Origin of the sequence: Brevibacillus sp. B_LB10_24, assembly GCF_046036945.1 — a bacterium.
Classification (GTDB): Bacteria; Bacillota; Bacilli; order Brevibacillales; family Brevibacillaceae; genus Brevibacillus_C.
This window is the reverse complement of record NZ_JBJQOQ010000031.1, coordinates 1-17942: the sequence shown is the minus strand read 5'-3', so window position 1 is coordinate 17942 and position 17942 is coordinate 1. Positions and strand designations below refer to the sequence as shown.

The following is a 17942-nucleotide window of genomic DNA, read 5'->3' as shown; positions in this document are numbered from 1 at the left end:
CCCCCCTCTACCAAAATGAAATCAGCGTGCCCAGGCCGACTCCCGCCAGCACGAGGAACAGCGCAGTGCGAACGGCGGAAGAGATCCGCTGCATCCGCGGCCCGGTGGTGATTCCCCAGGTGATCAGACCCGTCCACAGCCCGTTGGAAAAGTGGAAGGTCGTGGAGATCACGCCCAGCACGTAAAAGCCGAAAATCACCGGCTGCTGCAGATGGGCCTGCACCGCCTCGTAATTGACCGGCGTGCCCAGAAACAAACTGGACAGGCGGAATGCCCAGAGGTGGTACAGGACAAACACCAGTGTGACCAGCCCGCTCACCCGCTGTGCGTAAAACAGCCAGTTTTGCCGGTAGGAGTAGCGGTACGGGTTGTTCTTCGCCATCATGCCGATGTAGATCCCGTACCCGGCGTGGTACAACAGCGGCAGGGCAATGAAGAGGATCTCGATCACCGGTAAAAAGGGGATCCCTAAGAGCGCCGCCACCTGCCGGTCGTACGCCTCTTTTCCCAGCATCGCAACAGCATTGGAGTACAGGTGCTCCAGTAAAAACAGGCCAAGCGGCACCAGGCCGGCCAGGGAGTGGAGCCGCCCCAGCAAAAAGCGTCGACTGGACAATTCCAATTCGCTCACGACACCCGGCTCCCTTCGTTCCAGAACTGGGTCAAGTCAGACACTCCCTCCAGCCCCATGACGAGGTCGACGTAGCGCTGCCGCTCTTCCTTTGGCAGATGGGCTGACAGGAGATGAAACTTTTCCGTCAAATCGGCAGCCGTCACGGCGTTTTCAGGATCGCCCTTCGGGTAGTCGGCGACAAGCTGCAGCTTCTCGCCCTGCTCCGTCTCCACTTCCATCGAGGAGCCCCAGCGGTCGGGATACGCCGCGTCGACAGCGGGATCGAGCGCAAGCTCCACCCGCTCCATCAGCGAGCGAATCTCAGGATCGTGCAGAATCTCTTCGGAAAAGTCGGCCAATCCTGCCCTGCCTTTGACCAGCGCGAGCGCGACGCAGAACTGCAGGCTGAACTTCGCCGCATAAACCGTCTGTGGATCGGGATTGTCCGTGATCGACAGCACGGATTGGTAGCCCCCGACGCGGATTCTCCTCACCTCCTGCGGCCCGATCCCGCGCTCGCGGCGCAGCTTCAGGGCGAGGTCGACCGCCGGATGGGTGTGGCGGCACGAAGCGTGAATCTTAAAAGAATTTTCCATAATTTTGAAAGTGCTGCCGAGCCCGTCGACGATCCGCGTCTCGTCGCAGGACTCCGCCATCGCCCGGAAAAAGCCGCGCTCCCCTTCGAGAATCCTGGACGGCCCGGTAAAACCCTTCTGCGCCAACAGGGCGGCCAACAGCCCGTTCATCGCCGCCTTGCCGGTATGCAGCTGCTTGGACATCGCCCCGTCGACGATGAACTCCCACAAGCCTGCCGCCTGTGTACCCGCGTTGCCGAGGGCGTGGACGATTTGCTGTTCATCCAGCTCCAGCAGCTTGGCTGCGGCCGCGGCCGCGCCAAACGTACCGCAGGTAGCGGTGTTGTGCCAGTAGCGGTAATGGGACGGGCTGACCGCTTCGCCGATGCGAAAACAGACGTCATAGCCGATCGCAACCGCGGTGATCAGTTCTTTTCCGCTTTTCCGCTTCCATTCGGCGACAGCCAGCGCCGCCGGAATGACGACAGTAGCAGCGTGGATGATCGACGCTTTATGGATGTCGTCCAGTTCGACGACGTGGGAGGCCGCTCCGTTGACGAGAGCGGCGTGGGTGACCGAAGAGACGCCGCCGGTGACCAGGGTCGCCTGGCCGCTGCCCCCCAGCTCTTTAGCCAGCTCGTCGATCATCCGCACCGGAAGTGTGACTGTGCCGGCCAGCGCTGAGCCGAGCCAATCCAGAATACACAGCTTGGTGAACGCCGCCACTTCGTCCGGAAGGTCCTCGTAGCGGGTCCTGACGATAAAATCAGCCAGTTGTCTGCTGTAGGACATGCTACTTCGCCTCCTTTGCCGCCAGTACATGCTGCAGCACTTCGATCAGCTCATCGTAGCGGTCGACAACGTGGGCACCCGCTTCGCGCAGCCTGGCCGCTTTGCCCGAGGGACGCCCGACCGAGCCTGAGATCAGCGCTCCGGCATGGCCGAAGACAGTTCCCTCCGGCATCTGCTCCGTAAACCGCCCGGCGATGTACGAGATCAGCGGCTTGGTAAAACCGCCGCTTTTGACAAAGTCAGCCGCCTGCTCCTCGAACATGGTCCCCGGTTCGGAAAAGGTGACGACCGCATGCGTATCGGGATCGCGTTCAAACAATTCCAACAAATCGCGAATCGTCATGCCGATCAAGGCATCGCCGCCAATCCCTACGCTGGTGCTGACGCCAAATCCGGCCCGCTTGACCATCCACGATGTCTCCGCGGTCATCCCACCGCTGCGAGAGATGACGCCGACATGTCCCGGCACAAAACAGCGGTCTGGATTGTCGCCGCCAATCGAGCCCAGCTTCACCCGGTCCTTCGGGTTGATCATCCCCACGGTATTGGGACCGATGATGCGAACGTCGTGCAGCCTGGCCAGGCGCAGCATCTTGACCGTATCAAGCTGGGGGATGTTTTCCGTCGTCACCACGATCACCTTGATGCCGTTGTCGATCGCTTCCCGCACGGCATCCAGCGCAAAGGCCGGCGGAACGACGATCAGACTGGTGTTGACCTGATGTGCTTCCACTGCTTCCCGCACTGTGTTGTAAACGGGCACGCCATGCACGTCCTGCCCTTTTTTTCCGGGAGTTACCCCGGCCAATACCTGGGTGCCGTACTGAAGCGTATGCTGCGTTACCATCGACGCTTCCCTTCCCGTTATTCCCTGGATGACGATACGGGAGTCCTGCCCGATCAAAATAGCCATGCTTTTTCCTCCTTTCTTGTCTCCATCAGTGCAAATCCGGATAGGCTGAGCGCATCCGCTGAATCATCCTTGCCGCCGCTTCGCAGATCGTCACGTCCTCGCCATAGTACTCCACGCCTGCTTCCGTGAAGATCTGTTTGCCCAAAGCGTCATTGACTCCCGCTTCGCGGACGACCACCGGAAAAGTCTTGGGATCGACGCCCATCTCGGCGATCGCCCGGACGATCCCCTTGGCCATCACATCGATTTGCGTGTTGTTGGTGATGTTGTGGGCGACAAACAGTCCTTTGACCCCGGGCTTGGAGAGAATTCCTCTGGTCAGGCCGTACACTTTTTCCTCGGACGGATTGCCGCCCGTCTCCGTGTAGTTGGCCGGACGTCCGCCCAGATCGACCAGCGCGTCAAAGCTGAGCAGGCTGCCTCCGCCTCCGCCGCACATAAAGCCGATCTCTCCGCCGTCCATCTCTGTGTAGCGGGCGGTTCCCCGGTAGTCGGCGTCGTTGACCGCGATCATCTGCCGCTCCAGCTCCGTCAGCGGACGCCAGGCCCGCTCGCTGCCTACTTCCACCTTGCCTTCCAGCTGCTGCTGACGGAACATCGCCGAGTCGTCGACTGCCATCACCGTGGCTGCCGCCATCACCTCTCCCGACTTGGTGATGACCAGCGGGTTCACTTCCAGCAGGTAGCAATCGTAGCGCAAAAACGCCTCGTACAGCTTGCCTGTGACATCGCCCGCCCGCAGCAGCAGCCTGTTGTCCAGGCCGAGACGGCTCCAGATTTCTTTCGTTTTGTAGCCGGCCAATCCGTGCAGCGGGTCGACGTGCTCGATCACCACCTTGTCCGGATGCTCTGCGGCAAGCGTCTCGATTTCCACACCGCCCTCGGTTGAAGCGATGATGACAGGCATCTGCCTGTTTTTGTCGATTGTGATGGAAATGTACAGCTCCTTGGCAATCTCCAGTTTTTCTTCGACCAGGATCTGCTCGACGGGAAAATGGCTGACCGTCATCTTGAGCAGGGCCTGTGCCTGCTCCCTGGCTTCCTCCGCCGAGTCGGCAAATTTGACCGCCCCCGCCTTGCCCCTTTTTCCGACCGGTACCAGCGCCTTCAGCACAACCGGTTTGCTAAGTTGTTCGCAGAGCTCAGCTGCCTGCTCGGGCGTCCGGGCCACCCCGTTTTTTGGTACGGATACGCCCGCCTGCCCAATCAACTGTTTGCTGTGATGTTCCAAAATTTTACCCACTAAGGCCCCTCCTCTTCCTAACCAATTGTACGGATACAGGATATTGGATCCAATTCTGTGCAGCAAAGGACTGATTACTCAATCCCTACGCTATTTTCACTGCTTTATTCCTGATGGATCAAATGTTCTTTAAACGCCTGGCCCGTTCGCATGATGTGTTTGCGGATGACCTGGGACAGACGCTCAGCGTCACCTGCCTCGATCAACTGGAGCATTTCCTGATGTTCCTTCAAGGAGTGCTCCATCTGACCGGGCAGCATGCCGGGCGTATGCGGCGGAAAGCCGTGCCACAGCATCTCCAAAATCATATTTGCCCTCCGCCAGTGGCAGCCTTTTCGCAGCAGACGGTGAAACTCCGCATTTTTGGCGATGAACTGTTCCGCGTTCCCGTTCCTTACGGCCGTTTCCATCTCTTTGTTCAACTGGTGCAGCGCTTGCTTGTCTTCGCTGCTCAAATTGGCTAAAAAACGCTCGACTACGGCTGCCTCCAGGACAGATCGCAAGTAGTAAATCTCTTCGATGTCGTCGGCGGTTACCTGCGTCACAATCGCCCCTTTATGCGGCTCCAGCGTGACCAGACCTTCCTTTTCCAACTGGCGAAGCGCCTCCCGAATCGGCATCCGGCTGACACCCATGGCCTCTGCCAGCTCCTCCTGAACGAGCCGTTCTCCCGGCTGAAACTCCCGCTGTAAGATCGCCTCCCGCAATCGGGATACTACGCGCTCAAGCAGGGTGGAACGGTCATCTAATCGCAAGCGGCTTCGATTCATGGGTGCATCATCTCCTGAACATCGGGTTCTCAATTTTTTGTGATTTCATCTCCCACCATTGTTGCAGAATCGGCTGCAGCAAGTCAATGCCGCTTACCTGGACATCTGCACCGGCAGCCAGAGCGACAATTCCGGCCACACGACGATGACGACCAACACGATGATCATCAGGCCGATAAACGGTATGACTCCCTTGACCACCTCTTCCAGCTTTGCCCGCGAGATGCCGCTGACCACAAACAGGTTCAATCCGACAGGCGGCGTAATCATCCCCAACTCCATGTTTACCGTCATGATGATCGCAAAGTGGATGACGTCAATCCCCAACAGCTTCAGGATCGGCAGGAAGATCGGCAGGGTGATCAGGATGATCGACGTAGGCTCCAGGAACATGCCCATGATGAAGAACAGGACGTTGGACGCGAACAAAAACATCCATTTGTTTACATCGCCTTCCATGATCCAACTGGCGATATTCTGCGGCACCTGTTGGTTCGTCAGGTACAGACCGAACACCGTAGCGCCGGCGATGATGAAGAAGATCATCGAGCTGGTGTTGACCGTCTCCCGCAAAATGGTCCGGGTGTCCTTCCACGTAATCTGCCGGTAGACGAACACGGCGACCAACAGCGAGTAGACACAGGCTACGACAGAGGCCTCCGTCGGCGTCACCACCCCGAGGTAAATCGAGCCCAGGATCAAAAACGGCAGGAAGGCGGCGGGCAGCGCCTTTACACTAAGCTTGATCCGTTCGTTCCAGTCCGTCTTGGGCAGGCGTCCGAAATTTTTTACTTTGGCGTAGATGATCGCGACGACGACCAGTACAGCGGTTAAGAACAGCCCGGGAAGAAAGCCTGCCATAAACAGTTTGCCGATCGATTCCTCCGCGACGGTTCCGTACACGATGAGCGGAATCGACGGCGGGATGAGAATCCCCAGCGTGCCGGAGGCGGCCACCAGCCCCATCGCATAGCGCTTGCTGTACCCGGCCTCTATCATCCCCGGGATCATGATCGCCCCAACAGCCGCAGCGGTAGCCGGACTTGATCCGGAGATCGCCGCAAACACCGCACAGGCGAGGATCGTAACTACTGACAAACCGCCGGCATAATGGCCCACCCAGGCCCGCAGCGCGTCGATCAGCGCCTTGGAGATTCCGCCGCGTGCCATCAGTACGCCGGCGAGGATAAATCCGGGAATCGCCATCAGCGTAGCGACGTTCAGGGAAGAGAAGATTTTTTGCGGCAGCACGTCCAGGTTGAACCCGCTGTCAAGGAGCGCCAGCGCAGCCGATACTACCAGCGAGATGGCCACGGGAACGCGAAGCAGTAGCAGTACGAAGAAGACGAGAAAGACTATCCATTCCACTCGGCCTTCACCTCTTTTTTCAAACTGGACAACAGGTTATCAATGAAGCGAAATCCCAGCATCAGTCCGCTGAGCGGGATGACAAGATAGACGATCCAGAGGTAGATCCCCACATCCGTCGATTTTTGCTGTGTCACCCAGTAAAGCGACAACAGCTTGCCTCCAAAAAAAATGAAGAAAAAGCAAAACAGGACGCCAAGAGCGTTGGAAAACACGTTAAACGCCTTCTGGAAAAAAGGGGGGACACGGTCGAACAGAATGTCCACTTGAATGTGATGCCCTTCCCGCAGCGCCACTCCAAGTCCTGTCAGCGTTCCCCAGACGACGCAGTAGGTAGAGATTTCATCCACCCATGCTTTCGGGCTGTTGAATACGTAGCGGCAGACCACTCCGTAAAAGATCAGGAACACGCCGACAGCGATTAGCGTCCCAGCGAAGTAATCCTCAAATGCGGCATATCTTTCCCGCCATTTTGCCATCGATCCACACTCCTTGTTTAGATGATTGCAGGAGAGGCACCGTCCCCCGGGAGGGTGCCTCTTACGTTCCAGCGGAGCAGTCTTCGTCCCTTACAGTTGTCTGGCGCCGTCGATAATATCCTTGCCGACAGTCTCGGCGAATTCGCTGTACACCGATTCCATCACATTGACGAATTTTTCCCGGTCCGCGTCGCCCAGATCGATGACCTTCATCTTTCCGGAGCCCCTCAGCTTGTCTTCCGAACCCTTGTCCAGTTGAACCGCCAATTCGCGCTCATATTTGGTCGCTTCTGTCATCGATTCGTCAAACGCCTTGCGGATGTCCTCAGGAAGCTCGCTGTACCACTTTTTATTGGTCAAGACGATGTAGTCGATCCGGCCGTGGTTGGAGACGAGCAGGTTCTTCTGCACTTCCTCGTACTTTTGCGTATCGATGTTGTTCCAGGTATTCTCCTGTCCGTCGACCGTCCCTTGCTGCAGAGCGGTGTAGGTTTCCCCGAACGGTATGGTGGCAGCTCCCGCACCCAGCGCTTTAAACTGGGCCTCCAGTACCTTTCCGGCCTGTGTCCGGAACTTTTGTCCGTTGAATTCTTCCGGGGTTCCGATCGGCTTGTTCGAGGTAAATACTTTAAAGCCGTTTTCCCACATGGCGAGACCTTGCAGGTTTTTGTCCTCCAGTGAACTCATCAGCTTCTTGCCAAGATCGCCGTCCCAGAATTTGATGACGGAATCGTGATTTTTAAACAGGAATGGCATGTCGACGATCTGAAAAGCCGGATTAAACCCGACCAGCTTTGTCGCAGAAGGTGCGATGAGTTGGACGTTGCCCGCCTGAAGCGCTTCCAGCTCGTCCTTGTCTCCATATAGCTGCGAAGACGGATACACCTCTACCTTCACCCTGCCGTCCGTCTTCTCTGCCATCAGCTCGGCAAATTTATCCGCCGCCTTGCCTTTTGGGCTGTCTGCCGTGGTCACGTGAGAAAACTTGATCGTCAGCGGTTTCTCTTTCGTATAGGCCGAGCCGTCCTGCGTTTTGGCACCGCCGCCGCCACCTCCGCCGCATCCCGCTGCCGCAAGCAGCAGAATGGACAGTCCGCCCGCCATCAGCATTTTCCAACCTTTTTTCATGAAAAGCCCCCCTTGGCCGCAATAAATTTTTGCGTGATCAGATAACGAATTTACCAACCAGTCCCAATCTTCAGTTAACGATTGCAGCGCTCCCCCCTTTCACCGCTCATGCTCACTGCTCTCCAAGCATCTGCCGGACACGGCTGGAAAGCGGTTCCGGGCCGTGCCCCCGCTTGTACACCATGAATGTGCGTGTAAACTCGATCACCACTTTGTTGTCCTGGTTGTACCCGACTGTCTTTACCCGGACGATTCCGACGTGGGGACGCGACTTGGATTCCCGCTTCTCCAGTATCTCGCTGTAGGAGTAAATCGTATCTCCTTCGAACACCGGGTTGGGCAGCCTGACTTCATCCCAGCCGAGGTTGGCCATCACGTTTTGCGAGACGTCAGAGACCGATTGGCCAGTCACCAGGGCCAGCGTAAAAGTGGAGTCCACCAGTGGGCGTCCGAAGTCCGTCTTGGCGGCGTACTCTGCGTCAAAGTGAATCGGATTGGTGTTTTGCGTAAGCAGGGTAAACCAGATGTTGTCGGTCTGTGTCACGGTCCTGCCAAGCGGATGGGGATAGACGTCCCCCACTTCAAAATCCTCGTAAAAACGACCTGTCCATCCTTCCTTGATCCCCATGTCTCCTCCTTTTTCGACCTGATTTGCCAAATTACCGAAATGGATATTGGATCCATGTTTGAATTATCATAGTATTCCTTATACTTTCTTGTCAATTATTTTTTTAAGCGCTTTCATTCACGCGCTTTCATTCAAAGAAAAACTTACAAGTAACCCAACCAGGACCACCAGGTTACCGCCATTAGATACGTAACAGCCGTCGTTGCCAGCGTCAGCCAAAAGCCAGGTTTGAAGTAGTCCTGCTGCGTCACCCAGCCGGTGCCGTGCACCATGACACCAGGGATCGTCTCCACCACCAAAATAAACCCGAACAGACAGGTTAATCCGGCTACAAAGGCAAGCAGCAGCGCCGGAGCGTTCGGCGAGTGGGCAGAGAGCGCCACGACGACCGGGACTGTGGCGATGACAGCCGTCGATACGTTGGACGTCACTTTGTGGATCAACTGCGTGAGGACAGCCACGGTCAAAACCGCCAGAGCAGGATTGGAAAAGAGGTATAAGGTCAGATCGTTTTCCATCCACCTGGAAAGATAGTTGGTCACCCCGGTCTCGTACAGCGCCCGTCCCAATGACAAGGTGACGCCGAGCATGATCAGCGGCGCAAATTTCACGTCGAGGATCTTGTCCCAGTCTGCGATCTTGATCCCCGGCCAGGCCATCAGCACGGCGCCGATCAGCGCGGGAATCACCGGCGGCCATCCGTGAATTCCTTCGAGTGCCCACATGAGACAGACGGCAACCAGAATGGCAAGCAGCCGCTTCTCCTCCCGGGTAACGGGTCCAAGCTCGCCGATCATCGCCTTCATTTTGACTTTTAACCCGCCGGGGATTTCATTCTTTACGGGAAAACAGCGGTGCAGCACCCACCAGGAGACGGGAATCAGGATCAGCCACATCGGAAAGGCGAGGATCAGCCAATCGACGTATGTCACGTGCTGATGCAGGTATGTATGGATCAAATCAACCGTGATGACGTTGCCAATCGCCGCCGGCAATATGGCTACACCGCTTATGCCGCAGCTCACAACCACGCCCATCATCAGTTTTTTGCCCATCACATCGCCTTGTTTGATCCCCAGGATAGAGGCGATGGAAAAGACGATCGGCAGAAGCATGGCAGTCCTGACGGCAGCCGCCGGGATGAAGAAGGCCATGACCTGCGGAATCAGGATAATGCCGGCCAGCACACCGCCCTTTTTGTCCCCCAGCCAATAGAGCAGTTGATACGCCAGCCGCTTGCCAAGTGACGTCTGTTCTACAGCGCTGGCGATCATCATGCCTGCCACGATGAGAAAAATAGCCGGTGAAGCAAACCCGGACAGGATCAGATCGGTTGAAACGGCGCCCGATATCGGCAGCAAAAACAAAACCAGTACGGCGGTCATGGAGAAAGGAATCGGCTCCAGCACCCAGAGTACGATGACAGCCAGCGTGATCGCTAACGTCACTCTCGGCGCATACTCCATGTAATCCTGCAAGCCAAAATAGATCAGAACGAAGGCGAGTGTTGACAGTGCAAACCAGAGCGGTTTTTTTAGCGAAAGCCAAAGCCCTTTGTGATGCGGCTTGGTGGCGACACTCTCCCTCTTAGTCTGCGGATTGCTAATCGTAGACATAGACGTTCCCCCAATATCCGTTCTATTTTTAGGATATTGTATCCAATACTATTTGTCCATCTATTTTGACTATTTTTACAAGAAAAAAGACCGGCGCCGATCACATGCCGGCAGCCGGTGATAACATGCGGCATCACGTAGCCGCTTTCGGTTCGTCCTGATACCAGAAGAGAGCGTATTCCGTCATCACAGAGGCGTGGCCCATTTGGCGCAGCATTGCCGAAACATTGCCCCGGTGATACGTACCGTGGTTCACGACTTGCATGATGATTTCCGACAAGCGCGTGTCCCGAATCCAGGCATACGGATTATCCAGCACGATCGCCTTCTCCAAATCCGCTTGTTGACGGAAGAACGCCCGGTAGCGGTCGGCCAGGTCGCTGTACATCGCTTCCAATTCTTCGATGGTTTTTGCTTCCGCTTCATCTTGATGCTGCTGCCAGAAGGCCAACGCTTCCCTCATGCTTGTGCCGGAAAGCACCTGCAGCCAATTGTCATCGACCATGTATATATGCGCCATCGCCTTTGCAATGGAAGAGAATATACTTTGAACCTCCTGTTTGTAAACGGCGGGCGGCAGTTCTTTCAGCCGCGCAAACATCCTTTTGTTGGCCCATACATGATAATCGTACATCGCTATGCAATCCGTCATCGTCTCTTTCCTCCCTGCACCTTTTCAGATTAACTTCTTATGCACAGTATAAAAAAGAAAGTATGACAACAGACTGTCATACTTCGGAATAAAGGGCTAAGATTTTTTTAAGCTTATCTTTCATGACCTGTCTCATTTCAACCGGCGCAACAATCTCGACGTTGTCGCCAAAGCTCAGCAGGATGGACCATAACCACTCGGATTCGGCAGGATCAGCAAGCTTTAAAGCAACCGTGAGCGAACCGTCGTCATGGAACCTTTTCTCCGCAGCGTACAAGCGATCCATCGCCCTGGCCAACACGTGCACCGAGAAATGAAGCACGACGTCGACCAGATTGTCCTGTGCGGGCCTGTCATAGGAACACTCTGTTTGCTCCATGACGTGGTAGGTATGAAAAACCTCCGGCGTCGAAGCCAAATTCGCCATTCTGGTGATTCGAAACTCGCGATAATCGCTGCGTGTCCTGCAGTATCCGTATAGATACCATGTCTCGTGTTTATACATCAGACGAACCGGCTCTACGATGCGATTTGCCCTTTCATTCTTGGCGTTGACATACTCGAAACGGATGACGCACCGGTCGGTTATCGCCTTTCGAATCAGGCGAAGCGATTCGTTAAAATCACGCCATCCCCCGATATCCATGGACAAGCTTGGCCCTCTGTTCTCGTGCTGAATCGTCTGCAACCGGTTGATCGTTCCCAAGACATGCTCATCGTCGAAAACGGTAGACATGCTGTGCAGAATTGTGATCAGCGACTCGACATCGTAGGAGCCCAGCAAGCTTTTATCCAGCTTGTATTCCTCCATGATGCCGTAACCGCCGTTGACGCCTTGATACGATACGACGGGTATGCCGGCTGCACAGATTGCATCGATATCCCGGTAGATGGTTCTTTGCGACACGTTGTACTTCTTCGCCAACGCAGACGCCGAAAGCACTTCATTATTGAGCAGCATATAGATCATCGAGATCAGACGCTCCAGCTTCATCGCGATCACCCAATCATTGTTTCCCTATGACAAATCGGCCCGTTTGGCAGCCAATCGCTGCCCCATGAACAGCGAGCGGCCTTCTTTGATTCCATCTGTCCACTCGATTCGCCCCGGTTCGAACAGCAGAATCACCGTCGAACCGAATTCAAACCACCCCAGTTCCCGGCCTTTCTCGTACTGGGGCTGGCCGGCAATGGCTTTGCTGATCTGCCGCCCGTTGCGGACATTTGTCGTCGCCGTTCCATAGGCTACCTTTACGCTCCCGACAAACAGCGCCCCTACTTTGATCAAGGCCACGTGCCCAAACTGCTGGGAATCGATATAGGTGATCAAGCGTTCATTGCGGGCAAACAATTTTTCAACATGTTCCACGCCAAGCTGGTTGACGGGGTAGAGCCTGCCCGGGAGGTATGTATACCGCTCCAGCCTGCCGTCTACCGGCATGTGAATCCGGTGGTAATCGCGCGGACTGAGATAGATGGTGATAAACTGGCCGCCGCAAAAACGGGCTGCCGCCTCGCTGTCGTCGCCCAAAAGTTCCGCGACGCTGTACACTTTTCCCTTCGCCTGGAATAGCGTTCCCTGCTCAATTTTGCCCAGTTGGGAGACAGTGCCGTCGACCGGACTTACGACTACATCTGCTCCTTGAGCGATCGGCCGGGCTTCCGGCTTCAGCCGGCGGGTAAAGAAGTCTTTTAATGAGCGGTACTCCTTCAGCGGCTTCTCCACTGCCGAGAGGTCAATCCGATAGTGTTTGACGTATCTGTTAATGGCCAGCCGGCTTAGGCGGGAAGCGGTAATCTTCCCCATCGTCCGTGACATGGTATTTTGCGGCAGGCGGTGGATCAATCCGCGAATGAACCGTTTATTCATAATTTCTCCTCATAACTTCCGACAAAATTTCCGTTCTGACTGACGCTGATTACTCTAGATTATCACAGGTGCAAGCAAAAAAGCAAAAGCTGCCCGCTCATGAGAGGAGGCAGCTTTTTATCATTTTCAGCTTCGAAATGCTGTTTACAAAACCTCAGACACCAGTTTTGCCTGCGTAAACAACAACAGATAGTCAGGACCGCCCGCTTTGGAGTCCGTTCCCGACATGTTGAAGCCGCCAAACGGATGTACGCCTACCAAAGCCCCGGTGCACTTGCGGTTGAAGTAGAGATTGCCGACGTGGAATTCAGTCCGGGCTTTCTCCAAATGCGCCCGATTGCGGCTGATCACGGAGCCTGTCAGGCCGTATTCCGTGTTGTTGGCAATTTCCAGCGCTTCGTCAAAGTCCTTCGCCTTGCAGAAGGCCACGACCGGCCCAAAGATCTCTTCCTGCATGATCCGGGCATCAGGAGCGACATCAGCAAACACGGTCGGCATGATGTAGTAGCCATTGTCTGGCCCCTTTTCGCCGCCAGCCATCAGCTTGCCCTCTTTTTTCCCGATCTCGATGTACTCGAGAATCTTGTTGTAGGCTTTCTCATCGACGACCGGACCCGTGTAAAAGTCGTTGCGGACGACATCGCCTACAGTCAAAGCTTTGGTCAGTTCTACGACGCGGGACAGTACCTGATCGTACACGTCTTGATGGACGATAGCGCGCGAGCAAGCCGAACACTTCTGCCCGGAGAAGCCAAACGCCGAAGTGACGATCATCTGCGCTGCCAGTTCCAGGTCTGCATCGCTGTCTACGACAATCGAGTCCTTGCCGCCCATCTCTGCGATCAGCCGCTTCATCCACTTCTGGCCCGGACGGTGTTTTGCCGCCAGCTCGTTTATGCGCAGCCCGACGTCACGGGAGCCCGTAAAGCTGATAAACCGGGTAAGCGGGTGCTCGACGAGGAAATCTCCCACTTCACCGCCGCTGCCCGGCAGGAAGTTGACTACGCCCTTCGGTACGCCGGCGTCCTCCAGAATTTCCATGAACTTGGCAGCGATGACCGGAGTGGTAGAAGCCGGTTTCAAGACCACTGTATTGCCAGATACTAATGCGGCTGTGGTCATACCGACCATGATCGCCAGCGGGAAGTTCCAGGGCGGGATCACGACCCCGACGCCAAGCGGAATGTAGTACAGCTCGTTGTCCTCGCCCGGAATGCGGGGAAGCTCTTGACGCTGGGACAGCTTATCCATTTGCCGGCCGTAGTACTCCATAAAATCGATTGCCTCGGCGGTATCAGCATCAGCCTCCGCCCAACTCTTGCCGGCTTCCTTTACCAGCCACGCGGAGAATTCATGCTTTCTCCGGCGAAGAATCGCAGCCGCTTTGTACAGATAGCGGGCACGGGCATCGCCCGATACAGCCTTCCATGCTTCAAATGTTTGCGCCGCAGTCTGAATCGCCTTCTCCGCCAGTGCCTGGTCAGCCTGTGACACGATGCCGACGACCTGCTCCTTGTTGGAAGGGTTGATCGAGCGAATCTTTTTCTCGGTTTTGATGCGTTCTCCGCCGATGATCAGGTCGTACTCGCGACCCAGTTCGCTCTCTACTTTTGCCAATGCTTCTTCAAACGCTTGTTTGTTCTCGGGCAGACGGAAATTGGTAAACGGTTCGTTTTTGAATTCGATTAGCATGCAGTTCACCCTCCTGCTTGTTATTTCAAAAAACAATACAATGCAAGTAGCATACCAACTCACCAAAAGCTTATTCCAGCAGTAGTGTTTGCATTCCGGTGCTAATCAAATCGTTTTACAACACGGACATATTTGTTCAATTTGTGTTCAACTGAACAAATGTGTCCATAAAAACTGTATTGTTTGGCCAATCGCCTCCGGCAAATTACGTCTGTTCTAATTAGTCACCCTTTTTTTGAAACGTGCTCGGCATCACCACAGCCACGACCTCTCCGCGGGCACAGAGATTGCCCTTAGCGAACACCTCCGCTTCCACCCGCCACTTTTTCGGGTGGATCTCCTGCACGGTTCCGACTGCCCGCAGCGGTACGCCATGAGGAGTCGGCTTCACGAAATCCACATGCAGCGAGGCCGTAACAAAACGTGGCGTCTCCGTTCCGTCCCCCGGTTCATGCCCGTTTTTTCGGTGCAGGGCAAGCGCCGCTGAACCAGTACCATGGCAGTCGACAAGCGATGCGATCAATCCTCCGTAGACGAAACCGGGCAGGGCCGTATGCTCCGGGCGGGGGGTATAAATTGTTACGGTCTGCTCGCCCTGCCAGCCGGTACGAAAATGGTGCCCGTCCTGATTCAGCCGGCCGCATCCATAACACCAGGCAAAATCATCGGGATAATCGTCCTGGATTGCTTTTAACACTTTTTCTTCCATAAGTTTCACTCGCTTTCGGGGTGGATTTGCCGTTTCGGTTCTTCTCAGGTTGCAACAAAACCATTTCTTTATTTGCGTCCAGTCGTACTTGCGGGTGCTTATGCAGCAGAGGATGGCGGGCCAGAATGATTTACATCCCTCGTTCTTCTATTTTTCCAGACAGTTAGGATCGTTGCAATTGCGAAAGGATAGAAAGCAGGCCAGCCCAAAAAAGGATACAAGCCAAGCGTGACGATCAGCGAGACCCAAGACGCTGCCCTGCCTAATCTATTGCCGCGCAGCAGACGGACGCCGGCCATGCAACCGCCGATGTAGGTAGCAATGAAGGTGGCATTGGGCAATGCAATCATCTGGGAAAGCGAGACAACACCGCTGTACAATGCTGCCAACCCGATGACGTTCCCAATCGCTATAAAACCGAGACCGCCGATCGGAGTGTGGTATTTGATGCAGAATCCCTAACCATTTCGGCGCTGCACCTTCCTGGGCAAGGGAGCAGGCAACCCGAGAAGCGGCGCTTGAATAAGCGTTGTGAGCAGCAAAACAGATAAACAGTGCAGCGACAGCCACCATCCAGCCCCCGACCTGCCCCAGCGAAAGCTGCACCATCGCGCTTAACGAAGCAGCTGACAAGTCGCCGCCTTAGCTGTTGGTCGCCACTGTCATGAATGCGACCGTGAAGTAGAGTATGGCAACGATTCCAGCGCTCCACAGTACGCCGCAAATTGCGTTTTTTTGCGGATCGACAAACTCGGCAGATAGATGGGTAACCGCTTCCCATCCGATGAAACACCAGAACATCAGTCCCGCCGCCCGCAACACACTTAGCCAGCCGTTCGGCATAAAAGGCGAGAAATGGGCTGAGGAGTAATGAGGAATGGAGGCCCCGATCGCAAGGAGCAAAATCGCAAGAATCAACAAAATGACAACCGTCTGCACTCTTCCCGCCATATGTAAGCCGAAGATGTTCATCACAAGCGGTATGATCAAGATCAATGCGGCGATGACGTAGGTCTGCAAGTCATCCAACTGCAAGAATACGGCCACGTATTTTGCCCCTGTGACCGCCACAACCGGCCCGCCGATCGGTACGGAGAGAAGAAAAAACCAGCCGACGAGATTGCCGTAATGCGCCCCAAAAGCTAGCCGTACAAAGTGAGAAACCCCTCCTGAGTTGGGATATTTTGCGGCTAAAAGCCCCATTGTAATCGCCATCGGTATGACGAGGATCGACATCACCAGCCAGGCGATAATCGAGGCTGGCCCAGCCAGCTCGGCAGCAAGTCCGGGAACCAGCAAGATGCCGGAGCCGATAACCGATCCAATATAGAGCGCAACGATTTGAGGAAGCGATAAGATCTCACGAAGTCCCGGTTCGTTCATTTGCCCACATCCTCCGACCTGTTTGTTTTGCTTGGACACCATCGGCCTCACCTGTCACTGCTGGGGATTGATGGAAACCTTGACAACACCTTATAATAAAACTAGCCTCTAAAAAAGGGTCAGTTTTGGAGCAATTTCAGAAGTCAGTTATGTAATCCTCAATCAAATTCGCAGCGGCACCATCCCAAATGGTATACGTCTACCCTCAGTCAGATCACTGCAACAGCATTTGAACATCAGCAAAACTACCATTGAGACGGCTTACCACATGCTCTTGTCCGAGGGATATGTAATCAGCAAGCCGCGCTCCGGACTATTTGTGGTAAATCCCATGGGATAATGCTCTCTCAGCCAATCCCCCAGGGTGAATTTTCGTTTTGCAAGGTTTTGGCTGAATACTTGCAATATTCGAGAGGTGTCGTATGCTTGCCCGAGCACGTACATCATTGAAGATGATTATGACGGGGAAATTGATTAACAGCCATTTTGGCGACCGGGTTGAAATCACCGGGCATAGTGCGAAGCTGCATATTCAGGTGACGGTTAAGACCCGGCAGCCTCAGAGTTGTTGGTTAAAGAATCGGCATTCGGTTGTTAAGTAAAGCTTGGGCAGGGATTTTAGATAAGGAGGGAGTATCCATATTTTAACATCCCTGATGATAAGGCTCAACATAGCATCGCCAGTAATTGCTTGGAGGATGGATAAAGCATGGGTGACAAGGTAACCGTCAGACAATCAACGATTCAAGACCTGGCTAAGCTCGTTCCCGTCTTCGATTCATATCGCGAGTATTTTGGTCAGGAAAAGAACCCCGCTGCGGCAGAAAAATTCCTGTTTGAAAAGTACGAACATCGCGAATCCATTGTCTTCATTGCCGAGCAACAGAGTCAAATTGTCGGCTTCGCCCAGCTTTACCCGTCGTTTTCTTCTCTGTCTCTGCAGCGTATTTGGATTCTGAACGATTTTTTCATCATGGAAAACGATCGCGGCAAAGGAATAGGGAAGCAGCTTATCGGAGCTGTCATCGAATACGCATCGCTGACCAAGGCAAAAGGGATTGAACTGTCGGTGGAACACACTAATACAAAGGCGTGGATGTATTGGGAAAAACAAGGTTTTCACTTGGATGAGGAATTTCGCTATTACATGTATAAGCTGAGGTCATAAAACACGGGGCTATTTCTCGGTATCGGTCCAAGAGAAAAGAAATAGGAGGCTGGAGACATGGAAGTATACATCTGGGCGGGCATGTTTTACGTTGTCCTAGTACTCGCTGCCGTCTCTACCATAAGGATGATCGTAAACCGTTCAACCGGAGAAGTACGTACACAGCTCCGGCAGCTGCAAGCCCAAGTAAAGCGTCTGGAAGATGAACTAAAAAACAAAAGCGGATAACCGGAGACAAAAACAGGCACAGCTCTCTTGCAGCGCTGTGCCTGGTCTTTAATTCAGATGTTATCTTCTAAGATGTGCATGAACGGTTCTCCATCTGTAGGACGAACGTACACCG

At 54.6% G+C, this 17942-nt stretch carries 18 protein-coding genes and 1 pseudogene; 3 read left to right on the top strand and 16 right to left on the bottom strand.

Features of this window, described 5'->3' with window-relative positions:
- Positions 1 to 7: 7 nt before the first annotated feature.
- From ACI7RC_RS21735 to ACI7RC_RS21660, 16 genes and pseudogenes are all read right to left on the bottom strand, one after another.
- Complete coding sequence (locus tag ACI7RC_RS21735) at positions 8 to 631, bottom strand: succinate dehydrogenase cytochrome b558 subunit (RefSeq protein ID WP_408110291.1); 624 nt, start codon at positions 629 to 631, stop codon at positions 8 to 10.
- The gene (locus ACI7RC_RS21730; protein ID WP_408110290.1) at positions 628 to 1980 is read right to left on the bottom strand and encodes an MmgE/PrpD family protein; all 1353 of its coding nucleotides are present in this window, start codon (positions 1978 to 1980) and stop codon (positions 628 to 630) included. The genes ACI7RC_RS21735 and ACI7RC_RS21730 overlap by 4 nt, the downstream gene beginning before the upstream one ends.
- 1 nt (position 1981) lies before the next feature.
- Complete coding sequence (locus ACI7RC_RS21725) at positions 1982 to 2893, bottom strand: succinate--CoA ligase subunit alpha (RefSeq protein WP_408110289.1); 912 nt, start codon at positions 2891 to 2893, stop codon at positions 1982 to 1984.
- A 25-nt stretch (positions 2894 to 2918) separates the two neighbouring features.
- Positions 2919 to 4136 (bottom strand): succinate--CoA ligase subunit beta, encoded by a 1218-nt coding sequence (locus tag ACI7RC_RS21720; protein WP_408110288.1) that lies wholly within the window; start codon positions 4134 to 4136, stop codon positions 2919 to 2921.
- A gap of 104 nt (positions 4137 to 4240) precedes the next feature.
- Positions 4241 to 4906 (bottom strand): GntR family transcriptional regulator, encoded by a 666-nt coding sequence (locus ACI7RC_RS21715; protein ID WP_408110287.1) that lies wholly within the window; start codon positions 4904 to 4906, stop codon positions 4241 to 4243.
- Between the two features lie 93 nt (positions 4907 to 4999).
- On the bottom strand, positions 5000 to 6274 hold the full coding sequence (locus ACI7RC_RS21710) for a TRAP transporter large permease (protein ID WP_408110286.1): 1275 nt from the start codon (positions 6272 to 6274) through the stop codon (positions 5000 to 5002).
- Positions 6262 to 6753: a TRAP transporter small permease gene (locus tag ACI7RC_RS21705; protein WP_408110285.1), complete on the bottom strand. Its 492-nt coding sequence runs from the start codon at positions 6751 to 6753 to the stop codon at positions 6262 to 6264. Before ACI7RC_RS21705 ends, ACI7RC_RS21710 begins: the two co-directional genes overlap by 13 nt.
- 90 nt (positions 6754 to 6843) lie before the next feature.
- Positions 6844 to 7881: a DctP family TRAP transporter solute-binding subunit gene (locus ACI7RC_RS21700; protein WP_408110284.1), complete on the bottom strand. Its 1038-nt coding sequence runs from the start codon at positions 7879 to 7881 to the stop codon at positions 6844 to 6846.
- A gap of 112 nt (positions 7882 to 7993) precedes the next feature.
- Complete coding sequence (locus ACI7RC_RS21695; protein WP_408110283.1) at positions 7994 to 8509, bottom strand: MaoC family dehydratase; 516 nt, start codon at positions 8507 to 8509, stop codon at positions 7994 to 7996.
- Positions 8510 to 8652: 143 nt separating this feature from the next.
- Positions 8653 to 10125 (bottom strand): SLC13 family permease, encoded by a 1473-nt coding sequence (locus ACI7RC_RS21690; RefSeq protein WP_408110282.1) that lies wholly within the window; start codon positions 10123 to 10125, stop codon positions 8653 to 8655.
- A gap of 133 nt (positions 10126 to 10258) precedes the next feature.
- Complete coding sequence (locus ACI7RC_RS21685; RefSeq protein ID WP_408110281.1) at positions 10259 to 10777, bottom strand: DinB family protein; 519 nt, start codon at positions 10775 to 10777, stop codon at positions 10259 to 10261.
- 76 nt (positions 10778 to 10853) lie between these two features.
- Positions 10854 to 11771, bottom strand: coding sequence for a helix-turn-helix transcriptional regulator (locus ACI7RC_RS21680; RefSeq protein ID WP_408110280.1), 918 nt, complete (start codon positions 11769 to 11771; stop codon positions 10854 to 10856).
- A 24-nt stretch (positions 11772 to 11795) separates the two neighbouring features.
- Positions 11796 to 12647, bottom strand: a complete 852-nt coding sequence (asd, locus tag ACI7RC_RS21675) for an archaetidylserine decarboxylase (RefSeq protein WP_408110279.1) — start codon at positions 12645 to 12647, stop codon at positions 11796 to 11798.
- Between the two features lie 144 nt (positions 12648 to 12791).
- Positions 12792 to 14339 (bottom strand): L-glutamate gamma-semialdehyde dehydrogenase, encoded by a 1548-nt coding sequence (gene pruA, locus ACI7RC_RS21670; RefSeq protein WP_408110278.1) that lies wholly within the window; start codon positions 14337 to 14339, stop codon positions 12792 to 12794.
- A 220-nt stretch (positions 14340 to 14559) separates the two neighbouring features.
- Positions 14560 to 15048 carry a PaaI family thioesterase gene (locus ACI7RC_RS21665; RefSeq protein ID WP_408110277.1) on the bottom strand — a complete coding sequence of 163 codons (489 nt, stop codon included), beginning with the start codon at positions 15046 to 15048 and terminating at the stop codon, positions 14560 to 14562.
- Between the two features lie 98 nt (positions 15049 to 15146).
- Positions 15147 to 16473, bottom strand: a pseudogene (locus tag ACI7RC_RS21660) (APC family permease).
- Between the two features lie 91 nt (positions 16474 to 16564).
- Here ACI7RC_RS21660 and ACI7RC_RS21655 point away from each other — a divergent pair.
- The 3 genes from ACI7RC_RS21655 to ACI7RC_RS21645 all read left to right on the top strand — a co-directional run bounded on the left by ACI7RC_RS21655 (position 16565) and on the right by ACI7RC_RS21645 (position 17827).
- On the top strand, positions 16565 to 16771 hold the full coding sequence (locus ACI7RC_RS21655; protein ID WP_408110330.1) for a GntR family transcriptional regulator: 207 nt from the start codon (positions 16565 to 16567) through the stop codon (positions 16769 to 16771).
- 369 nt (positions 16772 to 17140) lie between these two features.
- The gene (locus tag ACI7RC_RS21650) at positions 17141 to 17599 is read left to right on the top strand and encodes a GNAT family N-acetyltransferase (protein ID WP_408110276.1); all 459 of its coding nucleotides are present in this window, start codon (positions 17141 to 17143) and stop codon (positions 17597 to 17599) included.
- A gap of 57 nt (positions 17600 to 17656) precedes the next feature.
- A complete protein-coding gene (locus ACI7RC_RS21645) occupies positions 17657 to 17827 on the top strand; it encodes a hypothetical protein (protein ID WP_408110275.1) in 171 nt (56 codons plus the stop codon).
- The last annotated feature ends 115 nt before the right edge of the window (positions 17828 to 17942 follow it).